Genomic DNA, 25,149 nt, shown 5'->3' on the forward strand with positions numbered 1-25,149 from the left:
AATCCCTATAGGTAAAGTCTAGAATCAAGCCTATCCGTGAACCGCACATAGCCAGGAGCCATGATGAGCTCGACCAACCCGCCCTCCCACACCGCCAAGCTGGACCGCATCCTTGCCGATGCCCAGCGCGACCGGGAAATGGGCTACCGCGACAAAGCCTTGAAGATGTACCCCCACGTGTGCGGCCGCTGCGCCCGCGAGTTCTCCGGCAAACGCCTGAGTGAACTGACCGTACACCACCGAAACCACAATCATGATGACAACCCGCAGGACGGCTCCAACTGGGAACTGCTGTGCCTGTATTGCCATGACAATGAACATTCGCGGTATACCGACCAGCAGTATTTCGGCGACGGTTCCACCAGCAGCCCGACGATTGCCAAGGCCACGCATAACCCGTTTGCGGCGTTGGCGGGGTTGATGAAGAAGGGCGACTGAAGATCTTTGTTGGCTGTACCGGCCTCATCGGGGGCAAGCCCCCTCCCACACTGACCGAGTTCCAATGCTGGAATGCAGTCAAAGTGGGAGGGGGCTTGCCCCCGATAGCTTTAGCCCAAGCAATACATCATCTCCTGGCCGTATAATCGCCGTTTTCCTTCAAGGCACCCTTCCCCGTGGGCAATAAACGCTACAGCTGCATCGGTCTGTATAACCCCAAATCCCCCGAAAACGTTGGTTCGGTCATGCGTGCCGCCGGCTGCTACGGCGTGGCCTCGGTGTTTTACACCGGCGTGCGTTACGAGCGTGCGCGGGATTTCATCACCGACACCAAGAAGGTCCACCACGACATTCCGCTGATCGGCATCGATGACCTGAAAAAGATTCTGCCGCTGGGCTGTATTCCCGTCGCCGTGGAGTTGGTGGAAGGCGCTCGCCCGCTGCCCGAGTACACCCACCCGGACCGTGCGCTGTACATCTTCGGCCCCGAAGACGGTTCCCTCGATAAAGAAATCCGCGAGTGGTGTGAAGACGTGGTGTACATCCCGACCACCGGTTGCATGAACCTCGCGGCCACGGTCAACGTGGTGCTTTATGACCGCCTGGCCAAAGGCAACAACACCCGTTCGGGCCCCAAGTACTGATTTTTCGGGAACATCCGGCGCGTGCGCGCAGTCAGCTACTTATCACTTGCCCTTGTTGGAGACAGATCATGAGCGACAGCAAAACCTTGCGACCTATCATCGAACACACTCCGTTCGAAACCCAACCGACACAAAACGTGCACGGCTGGGAGCGTATCGGCTCAGTGGCCGGTGGCGTGATGATGGTGGGCAAAGGCCTGCGCCGTGGCGGGATTTTCGGCTTGATCCAGGTGGCGATTGGCGGCGTGGCGCTGGCTCGCGGGTTTACCGGGCATAGCTCGCTCAAGGACAAGCTGGAGCAAGGGCGTCAGGAGATGAATACCGTGCGTACGAAAATTGAGCGGGCGGGTGCGGAGCTTAAGAATTTGAAGACCAAGGCCGAAGTGGCGGCTGAGAAAACCACTGGCTAACCGCGATCTCCTAGGTATCGGAGATCTAAATGTGGGAGGGGCGGTGCGACGATTCGACTTGCCCCCGATGGCAGTGTGTCAGTCACCACCGCTATCGGGGGCGAGCCCCCTCCCACATTATTAACCCTGCACAAGGCTGGGGATTAGTGCAATAACTTGCTGTCGAGCACTACCGATGGTTCACCGAGAATGCTCTCGGCCAGCTTCACGAATTCCGCCGTGGTAATGCTGTTCGCCCGCATCACCGCCTGCGCCAGGTCATCCAGCGAGCGCTTGTTGTGGGTCTTCACCCGAATCTCGCGATCCAACTCCTGCAACACCACCACCGCCCGTGACACCGTGGCGCCGGTGACGTGTTCGCCACGCAGGCTGGTCACGGCTTTGCCTTCCTTGGTCAATCGCGCCTGGATCGCCTGATAGCGCTCATCGGTAATGCCACCGGCACGCCGCACCAGTTCGATGGCGTAATACTCCGCCATGCCTTCGCTGATCCAGTCACTGGTGTCGTGATCGCTAAAGCGCCCAATCGTCTGCACCACTTCGCGAATCAACGGGCTGCTGCCGTTTTCGCTGATCAGTGGCGTGCGGCTGCTGAGGTAGATCGAGTCGCGCGAGGCGAAGGCGCCACGGCGCATCGGGTCGCTGGCGCCCACTATCAGTAATTTGGCCGGATGCCGGGGGAACGCCGCTTCCACCTGGGGCCAGACGAAGGTCAGCAACGTCAGCACATCCATGCGGCGCATCGCCTGGCCCTTGGGTGAGGCCACGGTGACTTCGGTCTCGCCCAGGCGCACGCGGCGGCTGCCGAGGCTACCGGCGAGCATCCAGCCGGTCGGGCGGTCGAACAGACGGGACACGTTGTCGATACGGAACTTGTTCTTGCCGATGCGTGGCCAGGCGGTTTCGATGCTTTTCCAGCCGGCGGGCAATTCGACGATCAGCCGCGAGACCAATTCGACGCCGTCTTGCTGGTCGAGCCGTGCCGGTGGCACCAGGTCTTCGCCGCGAAACAGCGCCCAGCTTGGCGTCATGCGGGCTTCATAGACACCGGGTTTGCGTGCATGGGTGAGGCGTACGCGGTAGGTCAGGCTGGCCTTGCTCGCGCCGGGTTGCCACACGCCACGGCTGCCAGTGACTTTCCATTGGCCATCGGCCTTGAAATCACTGTAGGTGCCATCGCGGCCCAGGGCGAAATCCAGGCTGCGTACCGCCGAGCCTTGGGACAGGCTGACGCGCACCTCGGCCTGATCGCTCTGGGGCAGCAGCTTGACGTGATAATCCAGGTCGACTTTCTTCGCGCACCACGCGGGCGTGCTCAATGCCAACAGCACCAGGCTTGCTGCCAGCCGGGTTCCCCCCCTCATACACACTCCTCAGGTATCAGCCTGCGCGGAAAATCAGATAATCCTCCCAGTCGTCTTCGGGCACGCTGCCTTCGCTGAGCATGCGCCCGGACTGGGAAATGCGTTCGTGGTGCACAGCGTCACGGTCGCCGCAAACCAGGTGGTGCCACAGGGGCAAGTCCTTGCGCTCACTGACCAGGCGGTAGCCGCAGGTCGGCGGCAGCCATTTGAACTGGTCGGCCTGGCCTGGGGTGAGCTGGATGCAGTCGGGCACCGAGGCGCGACGGTTGGGGTAATCCGTGCACTGACAGGTTTTCAGGTCGAGCAACTTACAGGCGATGCGCGTGTAATAGACGCTGTTGTCCTCTTCGTCCTCAAGCTTTTGCAGGCAGCACAGGCCACAGCCGTCGCACAACGATTCCCACTCCTCCTGGTCGAGGTGTTCAAGGGTTTTACGTATCCAGAAAGGTTCGACTTTGGCGGCCATAGCTCTACATCAGTATCGGTAGGTGAAAAGGCCGCCAGTCTAGTGCCCCAGCCTCGTGGAACCAAGCGCTTACGACTGGCGGTGTAACAACACTTGTCAGTCTAGCGGGCGCGCAGTAGCTTTGAACGCCGAATTGACCCTCAGGAACCGCTGCCCATGACACGTGTTGCCGATTACCCGATCCACACTCAGTTCACCGAACGCTGGTCACCGCGCGCCTTTACCGGCGAGAGCATCCCGCAAGAAACCCTGCTGAGCTTCTTCGAAGCCGCGCGCTGGGCGCCGTCGGCCTATAACTCGCAGCCATGGCGCTTCCTCTATGCACGCCGTGACACGCCGGACTGGGAACGTTTCCTGGGCCTGCTGAATGAGTTCAATCGCAATTGGGCGCAGCATGCCTCGGCCTTGGTGATCATCGCCTCGAAGACCGACTTCACCGCGCCTGGCGCCAGCGAAGAAACCCCGGCGTTGTGGCACACCTTCGACACCGGCTCGGCCTGGGGCCACCTGGCGCTGCAAGCCAGCCTCAGCGGCTGGCACACCCATGGCATGGCCGGTTTCGATCAGGAGCTGACGCGCAAGGAGCTGAAAATTCCGCAGGGGTATGCACTGCATGCGGCCGTGGCCGTGGGCAAGCTGGGGGACAAGTCGACGTTGCCGGAGTATTTGCAGGGTCGTGAAGTGCCGAGCCCGCGTCGTCCGTTGAGCGAGTTGGTGTCTGAAGGCGACTTTAGCCTCTAAGCCAGACGCAGTAAAAAAATGTGGGAGGGGGCTTGCCCCCGATGACGGTGGGTCAGTAACAGAAATGCTGACTGTCACACCGCTATCGGGGGCAAGCCCCCTCCCACATTTTTTACTGTGTTGTGTCAGTAACCGCGTGCGAAATCCACTTCGCCGCGCAACGCTTCCTTGGCCTGATACGCCCGCACATTCTGCATAAACAACGCCACCATCAATTCCGGTGAAGTCGGCGCCGAACTGTGCCCGGTCAGCAGCAGCCCCCACGCCGTCCAGAACGGATGGCGTTGCGGCAACGGTTCCTGGCGGCACACGTCAATCACCGCGCCCGCCAAGTGCCCTTCCTTCAATGCCTCGACCAAATCAGCGTCCACCACGGCCACGCCGCGCCCGACGTTGATAAACAAGCCGGTCGGCTTGAATTGCTTGAACAGCGCGGCGTCGTACAGGTCATGGGTACTCGGCGTGTTGGGCAGCAGGTTGATGACGTAATCCACCTCCCCCACCAAGCGGTCCAGTTGATCGAGACCCGCCACTTCGATAAACGGTGCCTGTTCCCGTGCGGTGCTAGCGATGCCGTACAGCTTCACGCCAAACGGCAGCAAAAACTCAGCCACACTTTGGCCGATATCACCGGTGCCGACGATCAGCACTTTGCGCCCCGCCAGGCTCTGGCCGGTGCGGTTGTCCCACTTGCGTTCCACTTGGCTGACCAAGCGCGCCAGCACTTCGCGCTCGTGGCCGAGCATATAGGTGAGGACAAATTCGGCCATGACCTGGCCATAGATGCCCACGGCACGGGTGAGCCGATAGTTGCGCGGCAAGCCGTCGGCCAGCAACGGCGTGATGCCGGCCCACGTCGATTGCAGCCACTGCGGCTGATGGCCCTGGCGCAACAGGGTGGCCAACAGGTCCGGCTGGCCCAGCCATACCGGGCAATCGGCGGCCAGGCGGGACAGTTCGGCCGAGTCGCCGCTGGTGAGCACTTCAAGGTCCGGCGCCACTTCGCCCAGCAGTTGGGCGTAGAGCGGGTGATCCTGTTCAGCAATCAGAACACGCATGCTTAAAACCTTTCTAAAACAGTGCAGACGGCCGCCCGCATCCTTACGGCCACCGTCCACTTATACGAGTGCATTGAAGAATGTGCCCCGGCTTACACCGGGTCGTTGCGGCGCAGCAGCTCTTCGGGCAAGTGCTCGATGTACTCGTCCTCGGCCGGTGGCATTTGCAGGTGGTAGCCCTGCTTGTCGAGGTTTTCCAGGACTTGGACGATGTCTTCCTGTTGCAGCTTGCGCTCAGGCGTCAGCACCAGGTCGAACGCGTGCACAGGCTTGCCGAACACCGCGACCAGACCTTCGGGCACACGCTCCAGGGCGTCGCTTTTCAGGACGTAGAGGTACATACCGGCGCGTTTGGGGCTGCGGTAGATGGAGCAGATACGTTTCAAGGCTGTTCTCCGGCGGTGGCCAGGCTGTCGAGCAGCGCTTGGCCCATCAACTCGCGGCGCCAGCCACGCAGCGAGTCTGGCAATTGGTAAGGTCCATCGGGGTAGCCGCTTTTAACCAGGGCTTCGAGGGTTTTCTTGCGCAGCATCAGTTCCGGCGCCATCTCCAGGCGCTCGGCTTCGGCCTGGCCCAGGGCGCGCAGTTGCTTGATCAACGCGGCGGCATCCACCGGCAACGGTTCGGCAACGGCGGGCGGCCATTGGTCGATGGACACACTGCCGGCACGCTTGATCAGGTCCAGCAGGAACTGGCCATCCTGACGCACGGTGCGCGGGTGCATGTCTTCGATCTTGCCCAGGGCGGCGAGATTGTCCGGCTGGGTCTTGGCCAAGGGCCACAACGAATGCTCGCGGATGATGCGGTTGCGCGGCAGGTCTCGGGCTCGGGCTTGCTGCTCGCGCCAGGCGCACAGTTCACGCAGTACGGCGAGTTGGGCGCGGGACAGTTTCCAGGCCAGCTTGGCGTCGCGGTACACCTCGTACGGGTCGACTTCGCGGCGCAGGTTGGCGACCAGTTCGGCGCCGTCCTCCAGCACCCAGGCGTACTTGTCGTCCGACAACTGCGGGCGCAGACGTGTGTAGACCTCGGCCAAATGCAGTGCATCTTCGGCGGCGTAGCTGATCTGCGTCTCGGACAACGGCCGCTGCAGCCAGTCCGAACGGGTTTCACCCTTGGGCAGTTCGATATCCAACACGGCTTGCACCAGGCGCGAGTAGCCCATGGAGAAACCGAGGTTCAGGTACGCCGCCGCCAGTTGGGTGTCGAACAACGGCACCGGCAGGCTGCCGGTCAGGCGCAGCAACACTTCGAGGTCTTCGCTGCAGGCGTGCACTACCTTGATCACCGCCGGGTTTTCCAGCAAGGCGGCCAAGGGTTGCCAGTTGTCGATGGTCAGGGGATCGATCAGGTAAGCGCGCACGCCATCACCGATCTGGATCAGCCCGGCAATGGGGTAAAAGGTGTCGACCCGCATGAATTCGGTGTCGAGGGCGACGAATGGCAACTGCTGCCATTCGGCGCAATGCTGGCCGAGGCTATCGTTGTCGCAGATCCAGTGAATATCGATGGCCACACGGCTCTCCCTTGAAGAATGGCGCGCAGTATATATCGCGAACGGGACTTGCGAGCATCCGCAGTGCACAGGCAGCCATGAAAACTCTGACAGGATATGAAGAATAGTCCGACAGACGGGACTTATCCTCTCTTACGTAGCACGTAGACCCGCCACAGTTTGGAGCCGGGCATGAATTCCTGATGAGCCAGAATCGTGAAACCGGCCTGGCGAAACTCGTCCTCTACTGCGGTACGAGCGTTGACCGAGACAATCACGGTGTCCCGGCTGACCCGCTGGAACTCGCGCAACAGCGCAAGGCGCCCGTCGCTGCTGGGTACATGGCGAAACAGTTCCAGGCAGAAGATGCAGTCCACCGCGTTGGCCGAGAGGCCGATGGAAAACGCCGAACCCTGGAATGTCTTGACCCGCTTGAGCAACGCTGCCGGATGATGGGTGCGGGCATGGTCGAGCATGTCCTGAGAGTTGTCCGAGGCCAGGATGACCCGGTTGACGTGCTCGGCCAGCACCGGCCAAAACCGCCCCGAGCCGCAGGCCAGGTCAAGGATCAGCCCTGGTTCGCCCGCGACTTTCAGCGCGTGGCGCACCAGCCGTTCATCGCGCCACGACGCCAGGCGCTGCATCAGCCCAGGCGGGCGCGTGTCGCCGCAGACCCGTGCATGTTCACGGTCACAGCGCTCGGCGTATTCGATCTCGATGGAGGATGGAGGTTGTGGCGACATCACGGGCTCATGTGAGTGAAACGGTAGTGAACGACCTTGATTCGCAGCTTAACCACAGCAACGTGAAAAAAAGGTTGAAACCACCACCGCCCCCAAACCCCTTACGCCTGGTGCAGATACCAGCGCCAATCCTGCTCCCCCACCTCCCCCATGAACTGGCGATATTCCGCACGTTTCACTGCCAGGTAAACGCCAAGAAACTCGCTGCCAAACGCATCCCGCGCCCAGCTGGAGCCCTCCAGCGCCCGCAACGTAGTGAGCCAGTCGGTGGGCAGCAATGCCTTGGCCTGGGCGTAGCCGTTGCCTTCCACCGGCGCGCCGGGGTCGCACTGTTCACGGATACCTCGGTGGATGCCGGCAAGGATCGCCGCCGCGGCCAGATAAGGATTGGCATCTGCCCCGCAAATGCGGTGTTCGATATGCCGCGAGTGGGCCGGGCCACCCGGCACCCGCAGGCTGACGGTACGGTTGTCCACACCCCAGGTGGCGGCCAGCGGCGCGTAGCTGTTGGCCTGGAAGCGGCGATAGGAGTTGGCGTTGGGGCAAAACATCAGCAGCGAGTCGAGCAAGGTATTGAGCATGCCGCCCACTGCCTGACGCAACAAAGGCGTGCCGTCGGCGGCTTCGCTGGCGAACAGGTTATTGCCGTGTGCATCCGCCAGGCTGACGTGCATGTGCATGCCGGTGCCGGCCAAGTCGTCGAACGGCTTGGCCATGAAGCAAGCCGTCATCCCGTGTTTATGCGCCACGCCTTTGACCAGGCGCTTGTAGCGCACTGCTTCGTCCATGGCTTGCAGGGCATCGGCACGGTGCTCCAGGGTGATCTCGACCTGGCCGGGGGCGTATTCGGAAATCGCCGTGCGTGCCGGGATGCCTTGCAGTTTGCAGGCGCTGTAGAGGTCGGCGAGGAACGGCTCGATCTGCTCCAGTTCGCGCAGGCCGTAGACCTGGGTGGCGCGCGGGCGGCCGCCGTCTGCGTCCCGCGCCGGTTGCGGACGGCCATTGCTGTCGAGCTTTTGATCCAGCAAGTAGAACTCCAGCTCTGCGGCCATTACCGGGTAATAGCCATCGGCCTTGAGCCCGTCGATCACCTTGGCCAGCAAATGCCGGGGATCAGCCACGGTGGCTGGCAGCCCTTCGGTGGGGTGCATGCTGACCTGCACCGCCGCCGTCGGGATCAAGCGCCAGGGCATCGGTTGCAAACTGCCGCTGATGGGATAGGCACGGCAGTCGATATCGCCGATGTCCCAGACCAGCCCGGAATTTTCTACGTCGTCGCCGTTGATCGTCAGGCCGAGGATGGTGCTGGGCAACGGCCGCCCGCTTTCATACACCGCCAACAGCTCATCGCGGTGCAGCAACTTGCCTCTGGGCACGCCATTGTTGTCGAGGATAAACAGCTCGAACAGCTCGATGTCCGGGTGCTGTTCAAGGAAGGATTGGGCTTCGTGCAGGCTCGCAAAAACACTCATGGGCAATCTCATACGCAGGTGTCGGGCAGGCGCACAGGTGCGCGCCATCCTTTGGGGTGGATCAACGTAGGAGAAAGGCGTCCGGCGGGCGGGCGTGACGGCAGTGAAACAGTGCCCAGAAGGCCAGCTCGGGAAGCGTGTCTTGGCAACCGTCCATGGGTAATCGCAGTGAAGTAGGTGCGCGGCAGCGTCACACGCCTGCCCAGCCGATTAAATTCAGGCTTGGCGGAGTGTGGTTGCAGCGCGGCTAAACATTCAGCGACCTGAACCGCAGCCGTCTACGCTCTGCACACACCAACAAGAACGAGGGACATGCCATGAAGGCACTGCTGCGCATCACTTGGCTGCTGCTGTTGTGTTTCAGCCAGGTACAGGCGGCCACCACCGAGGAACAGGACGCCACCGCCGCCAAGGCGCTGCTGGAAAAAGCCTTGGCGTATTACCAAAGCAACGGTGACAAGGCCTTTGCCGCGTTCAGCCGCCAGGGTGAGTTCGTCGACAAGGACCGCTATGTGTTCGTGGTCGATACCCAGGGGGTGTTGCTGGCCAGCGGTGGGCCCTCCTCCGCGCTGATCGGTCGGGATGTGAGCGAGGTGCTCGGCCCGGACTTGCGCCAATCGTTCCAAAACGCGCTCAAGGTGCCGGAAGGCCAGGGCATCCAGCAGGCCGAATACCGCTGGCAAAACTGGAACGACGGCAAGGTCGAGCGCAAGCATGTGTTCTACCAGCGGGTCGGCGAACGCATCCTGGCGGTGGGTTACTACCTGCCACGGGCAACTCCGGAACAGGCGCGAGCGCTGCGCAACAAGGCGGCGGACGCGTTGGTCAAGGATGAAGCCGGCACACTCAAGGCGATCAACTCATTGCAGGGTGGTTTCCTGCAGGATGACCTGTATGTGTTTGTGGTCGACCTCGATACCCAGCGCTACGTGGCCCACGGCACCAACCTGCGGTTGATCAACACCGATTTCAGCAAGATCAAGGACCCGGACGGCAAGCCGGTGGGTGAGCCGATCCTTAAGCTGATGGCCGAGCAGGACCAGGGGGAATACAAGTACCGCTGGAAGAATCCGGTGACGGATAAGGTTGAGAACAAGCATGCGTATGTGCGCAAGGTGGGGCATTTTATGGTTGCGGTGGGTTACTACAGCCCCTGAAGAAATTGAAATGCAACCCAATGTGGGAGGGGGCTTGCCCCCGATGGCGGTGGCTCAGTTGGAACACTTCTGACTGGCACACCGCTATCGGGGGCAAGCCCCCTCCCACATTTTGACTTTCATTGTGTCTGTTATTTGGCCTTATCTTCCCGCCCACGCAGCACCCGGTTCGGCATCGCAATCGCCGCCGCCAACCCCAACAACGACACCGCCGCACTCACCCACAACAAATGCCGGAACGTCACCGCCAACTCCCCGCGCAACGCATCCTTTGCCGGACCCGGCGCGGCGTTGAGGCCATCGAGCAACACATTGCCCGAACCGCCCTCGCTCACCAGTGCACCGCTGGCCAGATGCGCGAAACTGGAATCCTGCAACAGCGTCAGCAACAACGCCGACATGCACGCCACCCCCACCGCCCCGCCGAGGGAACGGAACAGGTTGGTGGTGCTGGTGGCGACGCCGATGTCCCGTTGCTCCACCGAGTTTTGCGAGCCCACCAGCGACGTGGGGAATTGCATACCGGCAGCAATCCCACACAGCAGCATGAACACCCCCGTAAGCAGCACCGCCTGCGGCGCGCTGAAGGCCATGCCGAGGATTGCCAGCGGGCTCAGCAATGCGCCGCCGAGAATCATCGGTTTATAGCGACCAGTCACGGAAGTCATGCGCCCTGCCGTATACGCGCCAATCGGCAAGCCCATGGCCAGGGGCAGCAGGTGCAAGGCGGCGCTGTCGGCACCGCCGCCGGTCACCGTCTGATAGCGCAGGGGCATCAGCACCGTCAGCGAAATCGCCTGGAAACTGGTGAAAAATACCGTGCACCAGCACAGCACCGCGCTGCGGTTGACGAACAGGTGCATCGGCAACAACGGCTCCCGCGCACGGCGCTCGTGCCAGACAAACACCATCAATGCCAGCAGCCCAACGCCGAGAAGACTCAACACCTCGTGATCGCGCCAATGATGGCCCTGGCCGATTTCGGTGATGCCCAGCAGCAACGCGGTCAAGCCGATGATCATCAGCACCGTGCCGACGTAATCGATGATCGGTTTGCGCTGCGGCACCGGCAGGCCCACCAGGGTGCGATGGGCCACGTACCAGGCGCCGGCACCCAATGGCAGGTTGATCAGGAACACCCAGCGCCACGACAGGTACTCGGTCATAAAACCGCCGAGCACCGGCCCGGCCACACTGGCCACCGCGTACATGCCGCTGAAATAGCCCTGGTAACGCCCGCGCTCACGGGGCGGGATGATGTCGCCGATGATCGCCTGGCTGACCGAGATCATCCCGCCAGCACCAATGCCCTGCAGCACCCGCGCCAGCACCAGTTGCTCCATGCTTTGCGCCATGCCACAGAACAGCGACGCCACGGTAAACAGCCCCATGCCGATCAGCATCATCGGCCGGCGCCCGTAGAGGTCGCCGAGCTTGCCGTAGATAGGCACCGCCACGGTCATCGCCACCATGTAGCCGGAGATCACCCAGGCCAGCAGGTTGACGTCATGGAACTGGGCGGAAATGGCCGGCATGGACACGGCGACGATGGTCTGGTCCAGGGCGCCAAGGAAGATCGCCATCATCAGCGAGGCGAGGATGCTGCGCACAGCGGGAAGGGGCGGAGCAGGCTGATTGAGGTGGGTCACGACAGAACCTTCGAGCAAGGCCCGCAGGAAAAAGTGGCCCACGGGAATGCTCGATACGATAGCAGGCTATTCAATAGGTTCGTAAGGAAGTCCCACGTAATTTTCGGCGATGGTCCTACGGCCGGCTTCCGAGTGGATGAAGTACTCAAGCTCACTTTCGGCGATGCGCTGGCTGAACCCGTCGGCCTCCGGGAACGAGTGCAGCATCGAGGTCATCCACCACGAAAATCGTTCGGCCTTCCACACCCGCCGCAGGCAAATCGCCGAGTAACGCTGTAGCAAGTCCACCCGACCCTCGCGGTACACCTTGAGCAGGATGCGATACAACGTGCTCACATCACTGGCCGCCAGGTTCAGGCCCTTGGCGCCAGTGGGCGGCACGATGTGCGCCGCATCGCCGAGCAGGAACAGGCGCCCGTACTGCATCGGTTCCACCACAAAGCTGCGCAGTGGCGCGATGCTTTTCTCGATGGACGGCCCGGTCACCAGCTGTTCGGCCAGTTCGCGGGGCAGGCGGGTTTTCAGTTCGCCCCAGAAGCGTTCGTCCGACCATTCCTCCAGGGGTTCTTCCACCGGCACTTGCAGGTAATAACGGCTGCGGATCGGCGAGCGCATGCTGCACAGGGCAAAGCCGCGTGGGTGCTTGGCGTACACCAGCTCGCCGTGCACCGGCGGCGTGTCGGCGAGGATGCCGAGCCAGCCGAAGGGGTAGACACGTTCAAAGATTTTCAGTGAGTCGGCGGGGATCGATTGGCGAGCGACACCGTGGAAACCATCGCAGCCGGCGATGTAGTCGCACTCCACGCGAAAGGTGTCGCCCTGATGCTCGAAGGTCAGCCAGGGTCGGTCACTGTTCAGACCATGGGGCTGGACATTGCGCGCCTCGTACAGGGTGGCGGCGCCCGCTTCGGCGCGGGCGGCCATCAGGTCGCGAGTGACTTCGGTCTGGCCGTAGATCATCACGGATTGGCCGCCGGTCAGTGCCTTGAGGTCAATGTGGGTGAGTTGGCCATTGAGCGCCAATTCAAAACCGTCATGCACCAGGCCTTCCCTATCCATACGGTGGTGAACGCCCGCTTCGCGCAACAGGTCGACCATGCCTTGTTCCAACACCCCGGCGCGGATACGGCCTTGTACGTAATCGGCGCTCTGGCGCTCCACAATCAGGGTTTCGATACCCGCGTTATGCAGCAACTGGCCGAGCAACAGTCCGGAGGGACCGGCGCCGATAATGGCGACTTGGGTTGTTAGGGTTTTCATTATTTTTATCGCCCGTAAATTCCACCCGAACGGATAGAGTGAAAGCGTTGTCATTGTGTTTGTTGCTGACATTTTTCACTTGAGCGGTCGGCATAAGAAGGTGAAAACTGAGCCAAAGCCTGCGCTTTTTACCAATCGGGGCGATTACCGCACCACTCTCCTGGGTATCGGATTGAAACCATGACAAAAACCGCGATTCCGGTCTTCAAGCTTTACGGGGAAAGCCAACAATGGCCCACCCCCGATTTGTTGCACTGCGAAACCATTTCCCGACGGAGCCGGGAATACCAGTGGGAAATCCAACCCCACCGGCACGCGGACCTGTGCCAACTGCTTTATGTGCATAAGGGCCAGGCACAGCTGGAAATCGAAGGCCAGCGCACCACGTTGAACCAGGCGACATTGCAAGTCCTGCCGCCGATGTGCGTGCACGGTTTCCGGTTTTCCGAAGACGTTGAAGGTTACGTAGTGACGCTGTCGGCACCGCTGGTCAGCCATTTGCAGGCGCAGCTGGGTTCGACGGTGGACGGTTTGCAGGCACTGGGCAGTTACCCGGCAGGAAAGGACAGCGACTACCTCAACAGCCAGTTCGCCCGCCTGCAGGACGAATACGCCGATGAGCAGCCGGCGCGGGACATGATGCTGCACGCGTTGGTCAGCGTGTTGCTGGTGTGGATCAGCCGCCAGGCCATTCAGCTCCGCCATCCACGCGCGCCACGCGGGCGCGAATATTTCCGGCGCTTCACCCAGTTGGTCGAACAGCATTACCGCGAACACCCGAAGATTGAGGATTTGGCCCACAAGCTGGGTATCTCGGTCTCACACCTGAATGGGACATGTCGGGAATTGGGTGGGCAGCCTGCATTGCAGATCATGCATGACCGCCAATTGCTGGAGGCCAAGCGCTTGCTGACCTACACCAGCATGACCATCAATGAAATGTCGGAGGTATTGGGTTTTTCCGACCCAACCAACTTCTCCCGGCTGTTTCGCCGGCGGGTCGGGTTCTCACCCAAGGCGTTTCGTGAACAACTCAAGGCCGAACAATCGGCTACCTGAGTGCACTGAAACTGCCGCTACGGGGCACACACAAATCCTGATGGCAACTGACCGCAAAGGTCGGTTGCATGCGCGTCTGTTCAACACGATAGGCGGCGGTGCCATACAGCGCAGTCGCTATGGCGCAGAGGATGAAGATCATCAGGTACTTTCTGATTTTTAGAGTCATGGCACAGACCTCTGAACGGATCTAAACGGTGCTGTTTAAAGCATAGGTCAGACCGGGCGAGTTGCCATTATTGGACGCCATTCAACAGGTTTATGTCGGCTTACAGACCGACATCCCACGCCGGCTCCTCCGGGAACCGCAACACCAGGAAATCCAGCAGGCTGCGCAGTGCCGACGGCATGTGCTTGCGCGAGGCGTACACCGCGTAGATGTTCATCTGCCGGGGCTCGGCGTGGGGCAACAGGCGCACCAGTTCGCCGCGGCGGATGTAGTCGCCGGCCTGGTAGCTGGGCAACATGCCGATACCCGCGCCCGCCAAGGTCACGCGCAACAGCGTGCTGGCTTCGTTGGCGGTGATATTGCCGTGCACCGGCACTGACACGGGCTCCCCGCCCTCATCAAAATGCCAGAGGCTTTTGCCGTAGTAGGAATGGGTGAGGCAGTTGTGTCGGGCCAGGTCTTCGACTGTCTGCGGGCGCGGGTTTTCCAGCAGGTACGCCGGCGAGGCGCACACCACCGAGCGGCATAAGGTCAGCCTGCGGGCGATCAGGTTGGGGTCCAGGTCGCTGCTGGTGCGGATGGCCAGGTCGATGCGCTCGTCCACCAGGTTTACCGTGCGGTCGAGCATTTGCAGGTCGACGGTCACCAGCGGGTAACGCTTGACGTATTCGGCGATGGCCTCGGCCAATTGCGCCTGGCCGAACGAGGTGCTCACGCTCAAGCGCAGCAGGCCACGCGGCGCTTCATCCGGCTCGCTGACGGCGGCCTGCATGTCACCACACAATTCCAACATCTGTCGGCAGCGCGGCAGGGTTTCGCCTCCGGCGGCGGTGAGGCTGAGCTTGCGCGTGGTGCGGTGCAGCAAACGCGCGCCCACCCAGTCTTCCAGCTCAGCCAAGTAGCGCGACACCACCGGCCGCGAGAGGTCCAGATGATCCGCCGCGGCGGACTGGCTGCCCAGGTCCACCACGGTGACAAACACACGCATTGCTTGAAGACGGTCCATGATCTGCCCGATTTTAGAAACAAACTATGTCCCAGCATCGCATTTTTAGTTGTGTTTGGTGCAACTAAGCTCTGTGCATCTTTTATGCGATGGCAGGAGCTGCCCGATGTTCTCGACTTTCAAGCGTTTGACCCTGGCCACCGCCGCCCTGGCCTTCGCCGCCCACGCGGCAGCGGCCGACCTGACCCTCGACGTGTACAACCCAGGCGAAGCCGCGATCTTCCCGGTCAGCTCGGTGCTGGTCAGCGGCACCAAGGACGCGATCCTGGTGGACGCGCAATTCGGCAAGGGCCAGGCCGAGCAACTGGTGCAGAAGATCCGCGCCAGCGGCAAGCACCTGACCACCATCTATATCAGCCATGGCGACCCGGACTACTACTTCGGTCTAGACACCCTGACCGCCGCGTTCCCCGACGCGAAGGTGCTGGCACCGCAACCGGTGGTTGACCACATCAAGGCCACCGTGGCCGGCAAGCTGGAATTCTGGGGCCCGAAAATGGGCGCCGACAAGCCCGCCAAAACCATCGTGCCGGGCGTGCTCGAAGGCCACAGCCTGACCCTCGAAGGCCAGCAATTGGACGTCATCGGCCTGGACGGCCCGCAGCCGGATCGCAGCTTTGTATGGATCCCGTCGATCAAGGCCGTGGTGGGTGGCGTGGTGGTCGCAGAAAACATCCACCTGTGGATGGCCGACACCCAGAGCGCTCAATCCCATACGGATTGGCTGACTACACTGCAACGCATCCAGCAGTTGCAACCGAGCAAGGTGATTCCGGGTCACTACCTGGGCACACCCACCCTTGCCTCGGTGGCCTTTACCGCTGACTACATCAAGGCTTTCGACATCGAAACCGCCAAGGCCAAGGACTCCGCCGCCCTGATCGCGGCGATGAAAAAGCGTTACCCCACCCTCGCCGACGAAAGCTCGCTGGAACTGAGCGCCAAAGTCGCCAAGGGCGAAATGAAGTGGTGAATGGTTTAAACCCTAACGAGTTGGAGAATGTCATGAGCAAGATTGCAATCATCGGTGCCACCGGCCGTGCTGGTAGCCAACTGCTGGAAGAAGCGCTGCGTCGTGGGCATAGCGTGGTCGCTATCGCACGTAACCCCGAGTCCATCGATGCAAAGGCTGGTGTGACTGTTAAACAGGCTGATGCGTTGAATGCAGACGAACTGCAACAGGCTGTCAGCGGAAGTGATGTGGTAATCAGCGCCGCACATTTCGCGACCGTGCCAGCCGAAGCAGTGATCGGCCCGGTGAAAAAGGCGGGCGTGAAGCGTTTGTTGGTGGTGGGCGGTGCCGGATCGTTGTTGCTACCTAGTGGAGAACGTGTGATCGACAGCGCTGGATTCCCCGAGGAATACCGTGAAGAGGCTACCGCTGGCAGCGTGTTTCTCGACAAACTGCGCCAAGAAAAGGAACTGAATTGGTCCTTTCTGTCACCATCTGCAGAGTTCGTTGAAGATGTGCGCACCGAAGACTTCCGTTTGGGTCAGGACCACTTGCTGATCAGCAGTAAGGGCAGAAGCTGGATCAGCTTCGCTGACTACGCCATCGCACTGATCGACGAAGTTGAATCGCCAAAACACTCCCGCCAGCGCTTCACTGTGGGCTACTGACACAACTCGGTTAAAACCTGTGGGAGGGGGCTTGCCCCCGATAGCGGTGGATCAGTTACAGATGTATTGGCTGACACACTGCCATCGGGAGCAAGCTCCCTCCCACATTTTGATCCTCAGTGTCAGGGCTGTTGTGACTGGCTCACCAACCAATCCATCAGGGCTTCCAGGCCTTCAGACGGCACCGTCCCCCGCGGATACACCAGGTAATACCCCATCCCCGTCGGCACCCTCAGTTCAAACGGCATCACCAACCGTCCCGCCTTCACATCCTCGCCAATCAACGCACTGTCGCCAATCGCCACGCCCGAACCCTGGGACGCCACCGTCATGGCCAAATCCAGCGTTTCGAAATGATGGCCCTGGCTCAAGTTGCCCAGTTGGGTATTCACCGCCTTCAACCACAACGCCCAATCCCGCTCATCCCGTGTGGGGTGCAACAAAATCTGTTGCTGCAAATCCTCGGGCCGCTGCAAACCGGCCAGCAGCGCAGGGGCGCAGACTGGGGTGAGTTGTTCATCAAACAAATGCCGCGCCTCGGCCGACTGTTCAGCGATGGGCGCATAGATCACCGCCGCGTCGAATTGCTCGCGCCGAAAATCCACGGTGTAGGCCACGGTGGTGGTGAGTTCCACCGGCACGTCCGGACGTTCTTTTTGCCATTGCATCAGGCGCGGCAGCAGCCAACGCATCACGCAAGTGGAGGCCTTGAGTTGCAGGGTCTGGCGGCGATTGCCGATCTGTTCTACCGCCTCACCGATCAGGCCAAATACCTGTTGCGTGCGCAGTGACCATTCGCGGCCTTCTTCGGTCAGGCTCAGGCCGCGTGCCTGGCGTTGGAACAACGGGTAGCCCAGGTGGCTTTCCAACCCGGCAATCTGGCGGCTCACCGCGCCTTGGGTGATGTGCAATTGCTCGGCGGCGCGGGTGAAGTTGCAGCACTGGGCGGTGACCCAGAATGTGTGCAACGCAGGCAGTGGCGGGAGGCGTTTCATAAGGGCGCAGCCATGACGTGAGGACATGGCTAGTATGACTTTTTATCGATTGTTGCCGCTACCGGCCAGCCGCTCCAATAGCGCCTTGAATCCCTGACAAGAGCGACCTCAATGGCGACCTGCGGCGAAGTATTGGTGCACCTTCTGGAAGGCTACGGCGTGGACCAGGTGTTCGGCATCCCCGGCGTGCACACCGTGGAGTTGTACCGCGGCCTGGCCCGCTCCAGCATCCGCCACGTCACTCCACGCCACGAACAGGGCGCGGGCTTTATGGCCGACGGCTATGCGCGTACCAGCGGCAAGCCCGGCGTGTGTTTCATCATCACCGGCCCCGGCATGACCAATATCACCACAGCCATGGGCCAGGCCTACGCCGACTCGATTCCGATGCTGGTGATTTCCAGCGTGCAATCGCGCAGCCAATTGGGCGGTGGGCGCGGCAAGCTGCATGAGCTGCCGAACCAAGGGGCGATGATCGCCGGCGTGGCGGCGTTCTCCCATACTTTGATGTCGGCGGCAGAATTGCCCGGCGTATTGGCGCGCGCTTTTGCGCTGTTCCAGGCGGGGCGCCCGCGCCCGGTGCATATCGAGATTCCGCTGGATGTGCTGGTGGAAAACGCCGACGCGTTGCTGGGCAGCGAGCCGGTCAGCGTGGCCCGCGCTGGCGCGGCGCCGTCGGCGGTGACGCAGATGAGCCGGTTGCTGGCTTCGGCCAAGCGGCCGTTGATCCTGGCCGGCGGTGGTGCCATCGATGCGGCGCCCGAATTGACCCGCCTGGCCGAAGCCCTCGGCGCGCCAGTGGCGCTGACCATCAACGCCAAGGGCATGTTGCCCGGCGGTCATCCACTGCTGATCGGCTCGACCCAAACCCTGGTCGCCACCCGCACACTGGTGGCCGAAGCCGACGTGGTGCTGGCCATCGGCACCGAGCTGGCGGAGACCGACTATGACGTGACCTTTGCCGGTGGTTTCGAGATTCCCGGTGCACTACTGCGTGTTGATATCGACCCCGACCAGACCGTGCGCAACTACCCTCCGCACGTGGCCTTGGTAGCCGATGCGCAGATCGCTGCCGAGGCGTTACTCGCCGAATTGAGCCGCACGCCATTGCCCGCACGCAACAGCGACTGGGGCGCCGAACGCGTCGCCCGTCTGTGGGCCGAATTGACCCCCTCCTGGGACGCCGCCACCCGTGCGCAAACCCTGTTCCTCAACATCGTATTGCAAGAACTCCCCGGCGCCGTGCTGGTGGGCGACTCAACCCAACCGGTGTACAGCGGCAACCTGACGCTCAACCCCGACCACCCACGCCGCTGGTTCAACTCGTCCACCGGCTACGGCACTTTGGGCTACGCCTTGCCGGCCGCCATCGGCGCCTGGCTGGGACGTGGCGACGGGCAACCGGTGGTGTGCCTGATCGGCGACGGCGGCCTGCAATTCAGCCTGCCGGAACTGGCCAGCGCCGTTGAAGCACGCACGCCGATCATCGTGCTGCTGTGGAATAACCAGGGCTATGAAGAGATCAAGAAATACATGGTCAACCGCGCCATTGAACCGGTGGGCGTGGATATCTACACCCCGGACTTTATTGGTGTGGCCAAGGCACTCGGTTGCGCCGCCGACAGCATCCAGGGCGTCGAGCCATTGCGCCACGCGTTGCGCGCCGCCGCTGACCGTCAGGGGCCGACCTTGATTGAAATCGACCAGGCCGCCTGGATGAAGGAGGTTGCAGCATGAGCACCGTGTTGAAGGGTGTGTACATCGACGGAACCTGGCGTGAAGGCCAAGCCCTATTGGAAGTGATCAACCCTGCCAGCGAGGCGGTGCTGGCCCAGGTCAGCGTGGGCGATGGGTTGGCGGTGAAGCAAGCGGTGGACGCGGCCAGCGCGGCCTTTTCCGGCTGGTCGAACAGCACCGGCCGTGATCGCGCGGCCCTGTTGCGCAGGATCGCCCAGGGTGTCAGCGAGCAACGCGAACAGCTGATGCACCTACAGTCGAGCAACAACGGCAAGCCGCTGTTTGAAGCCGGTATCGACGTGGACGACGTGATCGCCACGTTCGAGTACTACGCCGCTGTTGCCGAAGCGTTGGACGCTGGTCAGGACCAGCCGGTGGTGCTGCCCACTGAGGATTTCAGCGCACGTTTGCGTCGTGAACCCTGCGGCGTCGTGGTCCTGATCGTGCCGTGGAATTTCCCGATGGTCACCACCGCCTGGAAGCTCGCCCCGGCCCTCGCTGCCGGGTGCTGCGTGGTACTAAAACCCTCGGAAGTCACGCCGCTGGCAGAGCTGCAACTGGCACGGATCATTGCCGAAGCAGGCGTCCCGGCGGGCGTGTTCAACCTGGTGTGCGGCACGGGCCTGGATGTGGGCGCACCGTTGGCGGCGGACCGTCGCGTGGCGAAGATTTCCTTCACCGGCAGCAATGCGGTGGGCGTGCAAGTGATGCAACGCGCCGCCGAAACCATCAAGGGCGTCAGCCTGGAATTGGGCGGTAAATCCTCGTTGCTGGTGATGGCCGATGCCGACCTCGACCTGGCGGTGGAGCTGGCATGCGGCGGTGGTTTTTTCAATGCCGGGCAGATGTGTTCCGCCACCAGTCGCGTGCTGGTGGCTGACGGCTTGGCGGATAAATTCCTACGGCGGTTGCAGGTGCGGGCGCAAGGCATTCGCGTCGCCGATCCGTTTGCCGATGATGTGGAAATGGGTGCGCTGATCAACCGTGCGCAGTATGAGCGCGTGCTGGGGCATATCCAGCGTGGCATCGAAAGCGGTGCACGGTTGCTGTGTGGGGGCGAACGCCCGGTGGATTTGCCCAACGGCTTTTTCATTCAGCCGACAGTGTTTACCGAGGTGCCGTTGGACAGTGCGTTGTGGAATGAGGAGATCTTCGGGCCGGTGCTGTGTGTCAGACGTTTTGCCACTGAAAGCGAGGCAATTGCCCTGGCCAACGACAGTGATTTCGGCTTGGTCGCCAGCGTGGTCAGCGCCAATACCGAAACCGCCGAGCGTGTCGCCAATGCACTGCAGGCCGGGACGGTGTGGATCAACGCGCCGCAAGTGATCTTCCCTCAGACCGCATGGGGCGGTTACAAGCAGAGCAGCATCGGTCGCGAGCTGGGGCCGTGGGGGTTAGCGGCGTTTCAGGAGATCAAGCATGTGATCCGTGCCCACTGACACCCCAAACTCCCCTGTCAAATGGGGACCAATGTGGGAGGGGGCTTGCCCCCGATAACGGTGGGTCAGTAGCAGATGTGCTGGCTGACACACCGCCATCGGGGGCAAGTCCCCTCCCACACTTGATCGCATTTTTTCAATAAGTCCTGCGACTTTCTGATTTGCCCCTCGCCCCCGCCGATGGCCTGATTCACGCCTGTTCTCTCAAGGCCTGCCCATGGAAACCGTCCACACAAAACCCACCACCGCCCTGTGGCTGATGCTCAGCGTCGTGCTCGTCGCCCTTAACCTGCGCCCGTCAATGGCTGCCGTGGGGCCTTTGTTGTCATCGATTCGCGGCGACGTGCCGTTGAGTTTCAGCAGCGCGGCGTTGCTCACCATGCTGCCGGTCATGGCCATGGGCCTGGCGATGTTCTTTGGCATGGGCCTGGCCAAGCGCTTCGGTGAACACCGCAGCATTGTGCTGTCATTGTTGGTGATCGGCGTGGCCACGTTGTCACGCTTGTTCCTCGATTCGGCGCTGGAGTTGATCGTCAGCGCCATCGCTGCCGGGGTGGGCATCGCGATGATCCAGGCGGTGATGCCGGCGCTGATCAAGTCGCGGTTCAGCGATAACGTGTCGTTGTTCATGGGCCTGTACGTCACCGCGATCATGGGCGGCGCAGCGCTGGCGGCGTCGTTCGCGCCGTTCGTGCAGGTGCAGACCGGCAGTTGGCGCATCGGCCTGGCCGTGTGGGCCGCGCTCGCAGTAGTGGCCCTGGTGTTCTGGTACGCCCAGCGTTCGGTGTTACCGCCACTGCCCCAAGTCGCTCCTGGCCTGCAAGAGTCGTTCTTCGGCAACGCTCGCGCTTGGTTGCTGGCCGTCTTCTTTGGCCTGGGCACGGCCGCCTACACTTGCGTCCTCGCATGGCTGGCGCCGTACTACGTGGAGCAAGGCTGGAGCGAACAGAATGCCGGTTTACTGCTGGGCTTTTTGACGGCGATGGAGGTGGTATCCGGCTTGATCACACCCGCCATCGCCAACCGTCGCCGGGATAAACGTAGCGTGGTCGCCGGGTTGCTGGTGCTGATCATCCTGGGTTTCTGCGGCCTGATTCTTAGTCCGCAACACCTCAGCCTGCTGTGGCCGTGCTTGCTGGGCCTGGGCATCGGCGGTCTGTTTCCGATGAGCCTGATCCTGTCCCTCGACCACCTGGACAACCCACGCCGCGCCGGTGGCCTCACCGCGTTTGTGCAAGGCATTGGCTACTTGATCGCCGGCCTGTCGCCGCTGATTGCGGGCATGATCCGCGACCAGTTGGGCAGTTTCGAATGGGCCTGGTGGTCACTCACGGCGGTGATCGTGGTGATGCTGCTGATGGTCACGCGCTTTAATCCTGTGCATTACGCACGACATATCCGCTGACGTCGTGTTGCAAACAGTATTTGTCTCACTTCAAACATAGAAACGCCCTACAGAACTTTCTTATGGCACGACCGTTCCGTTAAGCTTTTGCGCTGTCTTGTACTGAGTTCGGTGCAAGGGTTTACGGACGGAACCGATGCTAAACAGTAACTTGCTCAGAAAACTCGATATGCAGGACTTGATGGTGTTTCTCGCCGTCTACGACCAGAGCAGTGTTACCGAGGTGTCTGAAACACTGTTCGTCAGCCAGTCCACGGTGAGCTACAGCTTGAAGAAGCTGCGCACCAGTTTTGAGGACGAGCTGTTTATCAACACCCGCGCGGGCATGCGCCCCACCGGCAAGGCCACCAGCATGTATGGCCATGTGCAGAAAATCCTCGAAAACATCAACCTGTGCCACGCCGGCGGCCAAGCGTTTGACCCTACGCAACAGGCCGTGACCTTTAACGTGTGCGCCCCGGAATATTTCGAGCAACTGATTTTGCCGCGCCTGTTGAAGCACTTCGACCGCGCAGACCTGCCGGTGATCGTCAACGTGCAGAAACTGGAAACCGACATTCCCGCCGACGACCTGCGTGAAGGTCGCCTCGACCTGGTGATCTGCTTCGGCCCGCACTTTCACCGCGCCCACAAAGACTTCAAGACCCAGATGCTGCTGGAGGACGATCTGGTGTGTGTGTTCGACAAACGTGCCGCGCCCAATGAGCCAGCCTTCAGCCTGCAATCCTTCGTCGAGCGGCGTCACGTGTTCCCCACGCCGTGGACCTCCGACACCAACATGATCGACGGCTGGCTGACGCGCCAGGCACACAAGCGCCAGGTGATCGCCCGCGCCAACAGCTACGGCGCGGCGTTGAAGATGATCACCGGCACCGACTTTATCGTCACCCTGCCCCGCCGCGTGCAAAAACTGCTGGCGCCCGCCACGGTGTTTGGCCACTGCGACGCACCCAAGGGCTTGCCGGGTTTTACCCTGGACATGCAGTGGCACGAAACCAGTGGGCGGGACAGCGCCAATGCCTGGTTTCGTGAGCAAGTGGTGAAAGTGTGTGCGGATCAGGGCTTGCTGTAGCGGTCAGCCGATGGCGACTTTGCTGTAGGACTCACGATCGATATCCAGCAGCTCAACGCTCAATTGCACCTGCACACCTTCTGGCCATGGACCGAGGTCCTGCACCACCGCCAGCAGGCTTTCCGACAGCTGCTTTTTGATCTGCGGCGAACGCCCGCTGAGCAGGGCCAAGCGCACCGCGACAAACCCACGTTCATTCAGGCCGGTGCCCACACGAAAGCTCTCGACCTTGAGGGCGCGGCTCTTGATATCGAACTCGGCACCGAACTGACCGGAGGCCACCAACGCATGGTTCAGGCGCAACAGAGCCTTGTCGGTGTCCAGCTGCGTCAGGTTGGCGGTGTATTCCAGGTGCAGATGCGGCATGGGTGTCTCCGAGGTTTACGTAGGAAGACTCGTAGATATATCACGGATAAAAGCATCAGGCCTTGTTCGCCACCCCTCGGTCACTCATGAACGCTTCCAGCCGCGAACGCACCCAGCGCTCGGCGGGGTCCGTGTCGACGTGGCTGAGCCAGACCATGGACAAATCCAGGGTCGGCGTTTCGAACGGGAACGGCTCACAGAACAGGTTGCCCGACACCGCCATGGCCTCGGCGGTGTAGTCCGGCAGGCTGGCGATCAAATCCGTACCCGCCAGCAGTGCAGGCAGCGCACTGTATTGCGGCACCGACAACACCACCTGGCGCTTGCGGCCGATTTCCGCCAGCCACTCATCGGCAAACCCGGACACGTTGGCAGTGTGGGACACCAGCACATGGGGGCGTGAGCAATATTCATCGAGGGTCAGCGGTGTGTCCGACGCGTCGGCACGCAAGATGCGCGGGTGGATATGGCGCAGCAACTTGCGCTTGGCATTCGCCGGCAGGCCACGGGTCTGGGTGATGCCCACGGTGATGTCACCGGACGCGAGCAGGTCGGGAATGCGCCAGTAATCCACATGCTGCACCACGAACACCACCTGCGGCGCTTCCCGGCGCAGGCTGCGCAGCAAGGGTGGCAGCAGGCCGAATTCGACGTCATCGGACAGGCCGATGCGAAAGGTCATGGTGCTGATGGACGGGTCGAAATCGTGGGTCAGGCTGAGGGCCGACGACAGTGAATCCAGGGCCGGCGACAGGTGCTGGATGATTTCCTCGGCGCGCGCGGTGGGCTCCATGCGGTGCCCCACGCGAATGAACAGCGGGTCATTGAACAACGTTCGCAAGCGGTTGAGGGCCGAGCTGATGGTGGGCTGCCCCAGAAACAGCTTCTCCGCCACCCGCGTCACATTGCGCTCAAGCATCAAGGCTTCAAACACCACCATCAGGTTGATGTCGGCTTTGCGTAATTCATTGCGATTCATCGGCGCCTGCCCCTTCCCCAAGACAAGCCGCAGTTTAGAAAGCTCGCGGGGTGGCGTCTATGTGTACGGTTCCTGCCAAGGCTGAATATACAACCAATGTAGGAGCGAGCTTGCTCGCGAAAAACGTCAACGATAACGCGTGCAACCTAGATGAACCCGTTGCCTTCGAGTTCTTCGCGAGCAAGCTCGCTCCTACATAAAGGCATCAGGGTTTGAGCGGACGCTCCTGGTCGCGCTCGGAAAGCTCTGTCCCATCGTCTGGATGTTTCCAGGTCTGCGGTTTTTCTTCTTCGCGCCGTCGGGGTTGTTCACGTTCAGGCTCGTCTTTCGGTTTCTGTTGCTCAGCCATTGCCACCTCCCATCCGTAAGAATTGGTCACACCGTCAAGCATAGATCAGCGTTGGC

At 61.5% G+C, this 25,149-nt stretch carries 27 protein-coding genes; 12 read left to right on the forward strand and 15 right to left on the reverse strand.

Annotated elements, in window-relative coordinates; translation table 11 throughout:
* Positions 1 to 63: 63 nt before the first annotated feature.
* From DYL61_RS00810 to DYL61_RS00820, 3 genes are all read left to right on the forward strand, one after another.
* Positions 64 to 438, forward strand: coding sequence for a YajD family HNH nuclease (locus DYL61_RS00810; protein ID WP_105696753.1), 375 nt, complete (start codon positions 64 to 66; stop codon positions 436 to 438).
* A 176-nt stretch (positions 439 to 614) separates the two neighbouring features.
* Positions 615 to 1,082 carry an RNA methyltransferase gene (locus tag DYL61_RS00815; RefSeq protein WP_105696754.1) on the forward strand — a complete coding sequence of 156 codons (468 nt, stop codon included), beginning with the start codon at positions 615 to 617 and terminating at the stop codon, positions 1,080 to 1,082.
* 68 nt (positions 1,083 to 1,150) lie between these two features.
* Positions 1,151 to 1,492, forward strand: a complete 342-nt coding sequence (locus DYL61_RS00820; protein WP_135306802.1) for a YgaP family membrane protein — start codon at positions 1,151 to 1,153, stop codon at positions 1,490 to 1,492.
* Positions 1,493 to 1,635: 143 nt separating this feature from the next.
* Here DYL61_RS00820 and DYL61_RS00825 read toward each other — a convergent pair whose 3' ends face one another.
* Complete coding sequence (locus tag DYL61_RS00825) at positions 1,636 to 2,856, reverse strand: M61 metallopeptidase family protein (RefSeq protein ID WP_135306803.1); 1,221 nt, start codon at positions 2,854 to 2,856, stop codon at positions 1,636 to 1,638.
* Positions 2,857 to 2,872: 16 nt separating this feature from the next.
* Positions 2,873 to 3,322, reverse strand: a complete 450-nt coding sequence (locus DYL61_RS00830) for a YcgN family cysteine cluster protein (protein ID WP_016971382.1) — start codon at positions 3,320 to 3,322, stop codon at positions 2,873 to 2,875.
* A 156-nt stretch (positions 3,323 to 3,478) separates the two neighbouring features.
* Here DYL61_RS00830 and DYL61_RS00835 point away from each other — a divergent pair, with 156 nt between their 5' ends.
* A complete protein-coding gene (locus tag DYL61_RS00835; RefSeq protein WP_135306804.1) occupies positions 3,479 to 4,063 on the forward strand; it encodes a nitroreductase family protein in 585 nt (194 codons plus the stop codon).
* Positions 4,064 to 4,188: 125 nt separating this feature from the next.
* Here DYL61_RS00835 and DYL61_RS00840 read toward each other — a convergent pair whose 3' ends face one another.
* The 5 genes from DYL61_RS00840 to DYL61_RS00860 all read right to left on the reverse strand — a co-directional run bounded on the left by DYL61_RS00840 (position 4,189) and on the right by DYL61_RS00860 (position 8,831).
* Positions 4,189 to 5,121, reverse strand: a complete 933-nt coding sequence (locus DYL61_RS00840) for a D-2-hydroxyacid dehydrogenase (protein WP_135306805.1) — start codon at positions 5,119 to 5,121, stop codon at positions 4,189 to 4,191.
* A 92-nt stretch (positions 5,122 to 5,213) separates the two neighbouring features.
* A complete protein-coding gene (locus DYL61_RS00845; RefSeq protein ID WP_135306806.1) occupies positions 5,214 to 5,507 on the reverse strand; it encodes a YcgL domain-containing protein in 294 nt (97 codons plus the stop codon).
* A complete protein-coding gene (rnd, locus tag DYL61_RS00850) occupies positions 5,504 to 6,637 on the reverse strand; it encodes a ribonuclease D (RefSeq protein ID WP_105696760.1) in 1,134 nt (377 codons plus the stop codon). The genes DYL61_RS00845 and rnd overlap by 4 nt, the downstream gene beginning before the upstream one ends.
* 122 nt (positions 6,638 to 6,759) lie before the next feature.
* Positions 6,760 to 7,359 (reverse strand): class I SAM-dependent methyltransferase, encoded by a 600-nt coding sequence (locus DYL61_RS00855; RefSeq protein ID WP_135306807.1) that lies wholly within the window; start codon positions 7,357 to 7,359, stop codon positions 6,760 to 6,762.
* A gap of 101 nt (positions 7,360 to 7,460) precedes the next feature.
* A complete protein-coding gene (locus DYL61_RS00860; RefSeq protein ID WP_135306808.1) occupies positions 7,461 to 8,831 on the reverse strand; it encodes a glutamine synthetase family protein in 1,371 nt (456 codons plus the stop codon).
* A gap of 317 nt (positions 8,832 to 9,148) precedes the next feature.
* Here DYL61_RS00860 and DYL61_RS00865 point away from each other — a divergent pair, with 317 nt between their 5' ends.
* A complete protein-coding gene (locus DYL61_RS00865; RefSeq protein WP_135306809.1) occupies positions 9,149 to 9,988 on the forward strand; it encodes a cache domain-containing protein in 840 nt (279 codons plus the stop codon).
* A gap of 131 nt (positions 9,989 to 10,119) precedes the next feature.
* Here the strand turns inward: DYL61_RS00865 and DYL61_RS00870 are convergent, their stop codons facing one another.
* Both DYL61_RS00870 and pobA read right to left on the reverse strand, forming a co-directional pair.
* The gene (locus DYL61_RS00870; protein WP_135306905.1) at positions 10,120 to 11,637 is read right to left on the reverse strand and encodes an MDR family MFS transporter; all 1,518 of its coding nucleotides are present in this window, start codon (positions 11,635 to 11,637) and stop codon (positions 10,120 to 10,122) included.
* 66 nt (positions 11,638 to 11,703) lie between these two features.
* Positions 11,704 to 12,897 carry a 4-hydroxybenzoate 3-monooxygenase gene (pobA, locus tag DYL61_RS00875; RefSeq protein ID WP_135306810.1) on the reverse strand — a complete coding sequence of 398 codons (1,194 nt, stop codon included), beginning with the start codon at positions 12,895 to 12,897 and terminating at the stop codon, positions 11,704 to 11,706.
* A gap of 180 nt (positions 12,898 to 13,077) precedes the next feature.
* Between pobA and DYL61_RS00880 the strand changes: the two genes are divergently transcribed.
* A complete protein-coding gene (locus DYL61_RS00880) occupies positions 13,078 to 13,956 on the forward strand; it encodes a helix-turn-helix domain-containing protein (RefSeq protein WP_135306811.1) in 879 nt (292 codons plus the stop codon).
* On the opposite strand, the gene DYL61_RS31210 is transcribed toward DYL61_RS00880, so the two are convergent.
* On the reverse strand, positions 13,949 to 14,125 hold the full coding sequence (locus DYL61_RS31210) for a hypothetical protein (RefSeq protein ID WP_167497921.1): 177 nt from the start codon (positions 14,123 to 14,125) through the stop codon (positions 13,949 to 13,951). The two genes, DYL61_RS00880 and DYL61_RS31210, sit on opposite strands and share 8 nt — an antisense overlap.
* 100 nt (positions 14,126 to 14,225) lie before the next feature.
* Positions 14,226 to 15,131: a LysR family transcriptional regulator gene (locus DYL61_RS00885; RefSeq protein WP_135306812.1), complete on the reverse strand. Its 906-nt coding sequence runs from the start codon at positions 15,129 to 15,131 to the stop codon at positions 14,226 to 14,228.
* Positions 15,132 to 15,237: 106 nt separating this feature from the next.
* On the opposite strand from DYL61_RS00885, the gene DYL61_RS00890 reads away from it, so the two are divergent.
* Complete coding sequence (locus DYL61_RS00890) at positions 15,238 to 16,104, forward strand: MBL fold metallo-hydrolase (RefSeq protein ID WP_135306813.1); 867 nt, start codon at positions 15,238 to 15,240, stop codon at positions 16,102 to 16,104.
* A 32-nt stretch (positions 16,105 to 16,136) separates the two neighbouring features.
* Positions 16,137 to 16,751 carry an NAD(P)-dependent oxidoreductase gene (locus DYL61_RS00895; RefSeq protein WP_135306814.1) on the forward strand — a complete coding sequence of 205 codons (615 nt, stop codon included), beginning with the start codon at positions 16,137 to 16,139 and terminating at the stop codon, positions 16,749 to 16,751.
* A gap of 122 nt (positions 16,752 to 16,873) precedes the next feature.
* Here the strand turns inward: DYL61_RS00895 and DYL61_RS00900 are convergent, their stop codons facing one another.
* Positions 16,874 to 17,746 (reverse strand): LysR substrate-binding domain-containing protein, encoded by an 873-nt coding sequence (locus tag DYL61_RS00900; RefSeq protein ID WP_135306815.1) that lies wholly within the window; start codon positions 17,744 to 17,746, stop codon positions 16,874 to 16,876.
* 111 nt (positions 17,747 to 17,857) lie between these two features.
* On the opposite strand from DYL61_RS00900, the gene DYL61_RS00905 reads away from it, so the two are divergent.
* The 4 genes from DYL61_RS00905 to DYL61_RS00920 all read left to right on the forward strand — a co-directional run bounded on the left by DYL61_RS00905 (position 17,858) and on the right by DYL61_RS00920 (position 23,399).
* Entirely contained in the window at positions 17,858 to 19,483 is a 1,626-nt protein-coding gene (locus tag DYL61_RS00905) for a 5-guanidino-2-oxopentanoate decarboxylase (protein WP_135306816.1), read from the forward strand.
* Positions 19,480 to 20,922, forward strand: a complete 1,443-nt coding sequence (locus DYL61_RS00910; protein ID WP_135306817.1) for an aldehyde dehydrogenase family protein — start codon at positions 19,480 to 19,482, stop codon at positions 20,920 to 20,922. The genes DYL61_RS00905 and DYL61_RS00910 overlap by 4 nt, the downstream gene beginning before the upstream one ends.
* Before the next feature lie 217 nt (positions 20,923 to 21,139).
* Positions 21,140 to 22,327: a cyanate transporter gene (locus DYL61_RS00915; protein ID WP_135306818.1), complete on the forward strand. Its 1,188-nt coding sequence runs from the start codon at positions 21,140 to 21,142 to the stop codon at positions 22,325 to 22,327.
* Between the two features lie 136 nt (positions 22,328 to 22,463).
* Positions 22,464 to 23,399, forward strand: coding sequence for a LysR family transcriptional regulator (locus tag DYL61_RS00920; RefSeq protein ID WP_135306819.1), 936 nt, complete (start codon positions 22,464 to 22,466; stop codon positions 23,397 to 23,399).
* A 3-nt stretch (positions 23,400 to 23,402) separates the two neighbouring features.
* Here DYL61_RS00920 and DYL61_RS00925 read toward each other — a convergent pair whose 3' ends face one another.
* From DYL61_RS00925 to DYL61_RS31215, 3 genes are all read right to left on the reverse strand, one after another.
* Positions 23,403 to 23,765 carry a 5-carboxymethyl-2-hydroxymuconate Delta-isomerase gene (locus DYL61_RS00925; protein ID WP_135306820.1) on the reverse strand — a complete coding sequence of 121 codons (363 nt, stop codon included), beginning with the start codon at positions 23,763 to 23,765 and terminating at the stop codon, positions 23,403 to 23,405.
* A 55-nt stretch (positions 23,766 to 23,820) separates the two neighbouring features.
* Positions 23,821 to 24,744, reverse strand: a complete 924-nt coding sequence (locus DYL61_RS00930; protein ID WP_135306821.1) for a LysR family transcriptional regulator — start codon at positions 24,742 to 24,744, stop codon at positions 23,821 to 23,823.
* A gap of 205 nt (positions 24,745 to 24,949) precedes the next feature.
* Positions 24,950 to 25,093 carry a hypothetical protein gene (locus DYL61_RS31215; protein ID WP_167497922.1) on the reverse strand — a complete coding sequence of 48 codons (144 nt, stop codon included), beginning with the start codon at positions 25,091 to 25,093 and terminating at the stop codon, positions 24,950 to 24,952.
* Between the last annotated feature and the right edge of the window lie 56 nt (positions 25,094 to 25,149).

The sequence above is a fragment of the Pseudomonas nabeulensis genome (genome assembly GCF_004682045.1).
Taxonomy (GTDB): Bacteria; Pseudomonadota; Gammaproteobacteria; order Pseudomonadales; family Pseudomonadaceae; genus Aquipseudomonas; species Aquipseudomonas nabeulensis.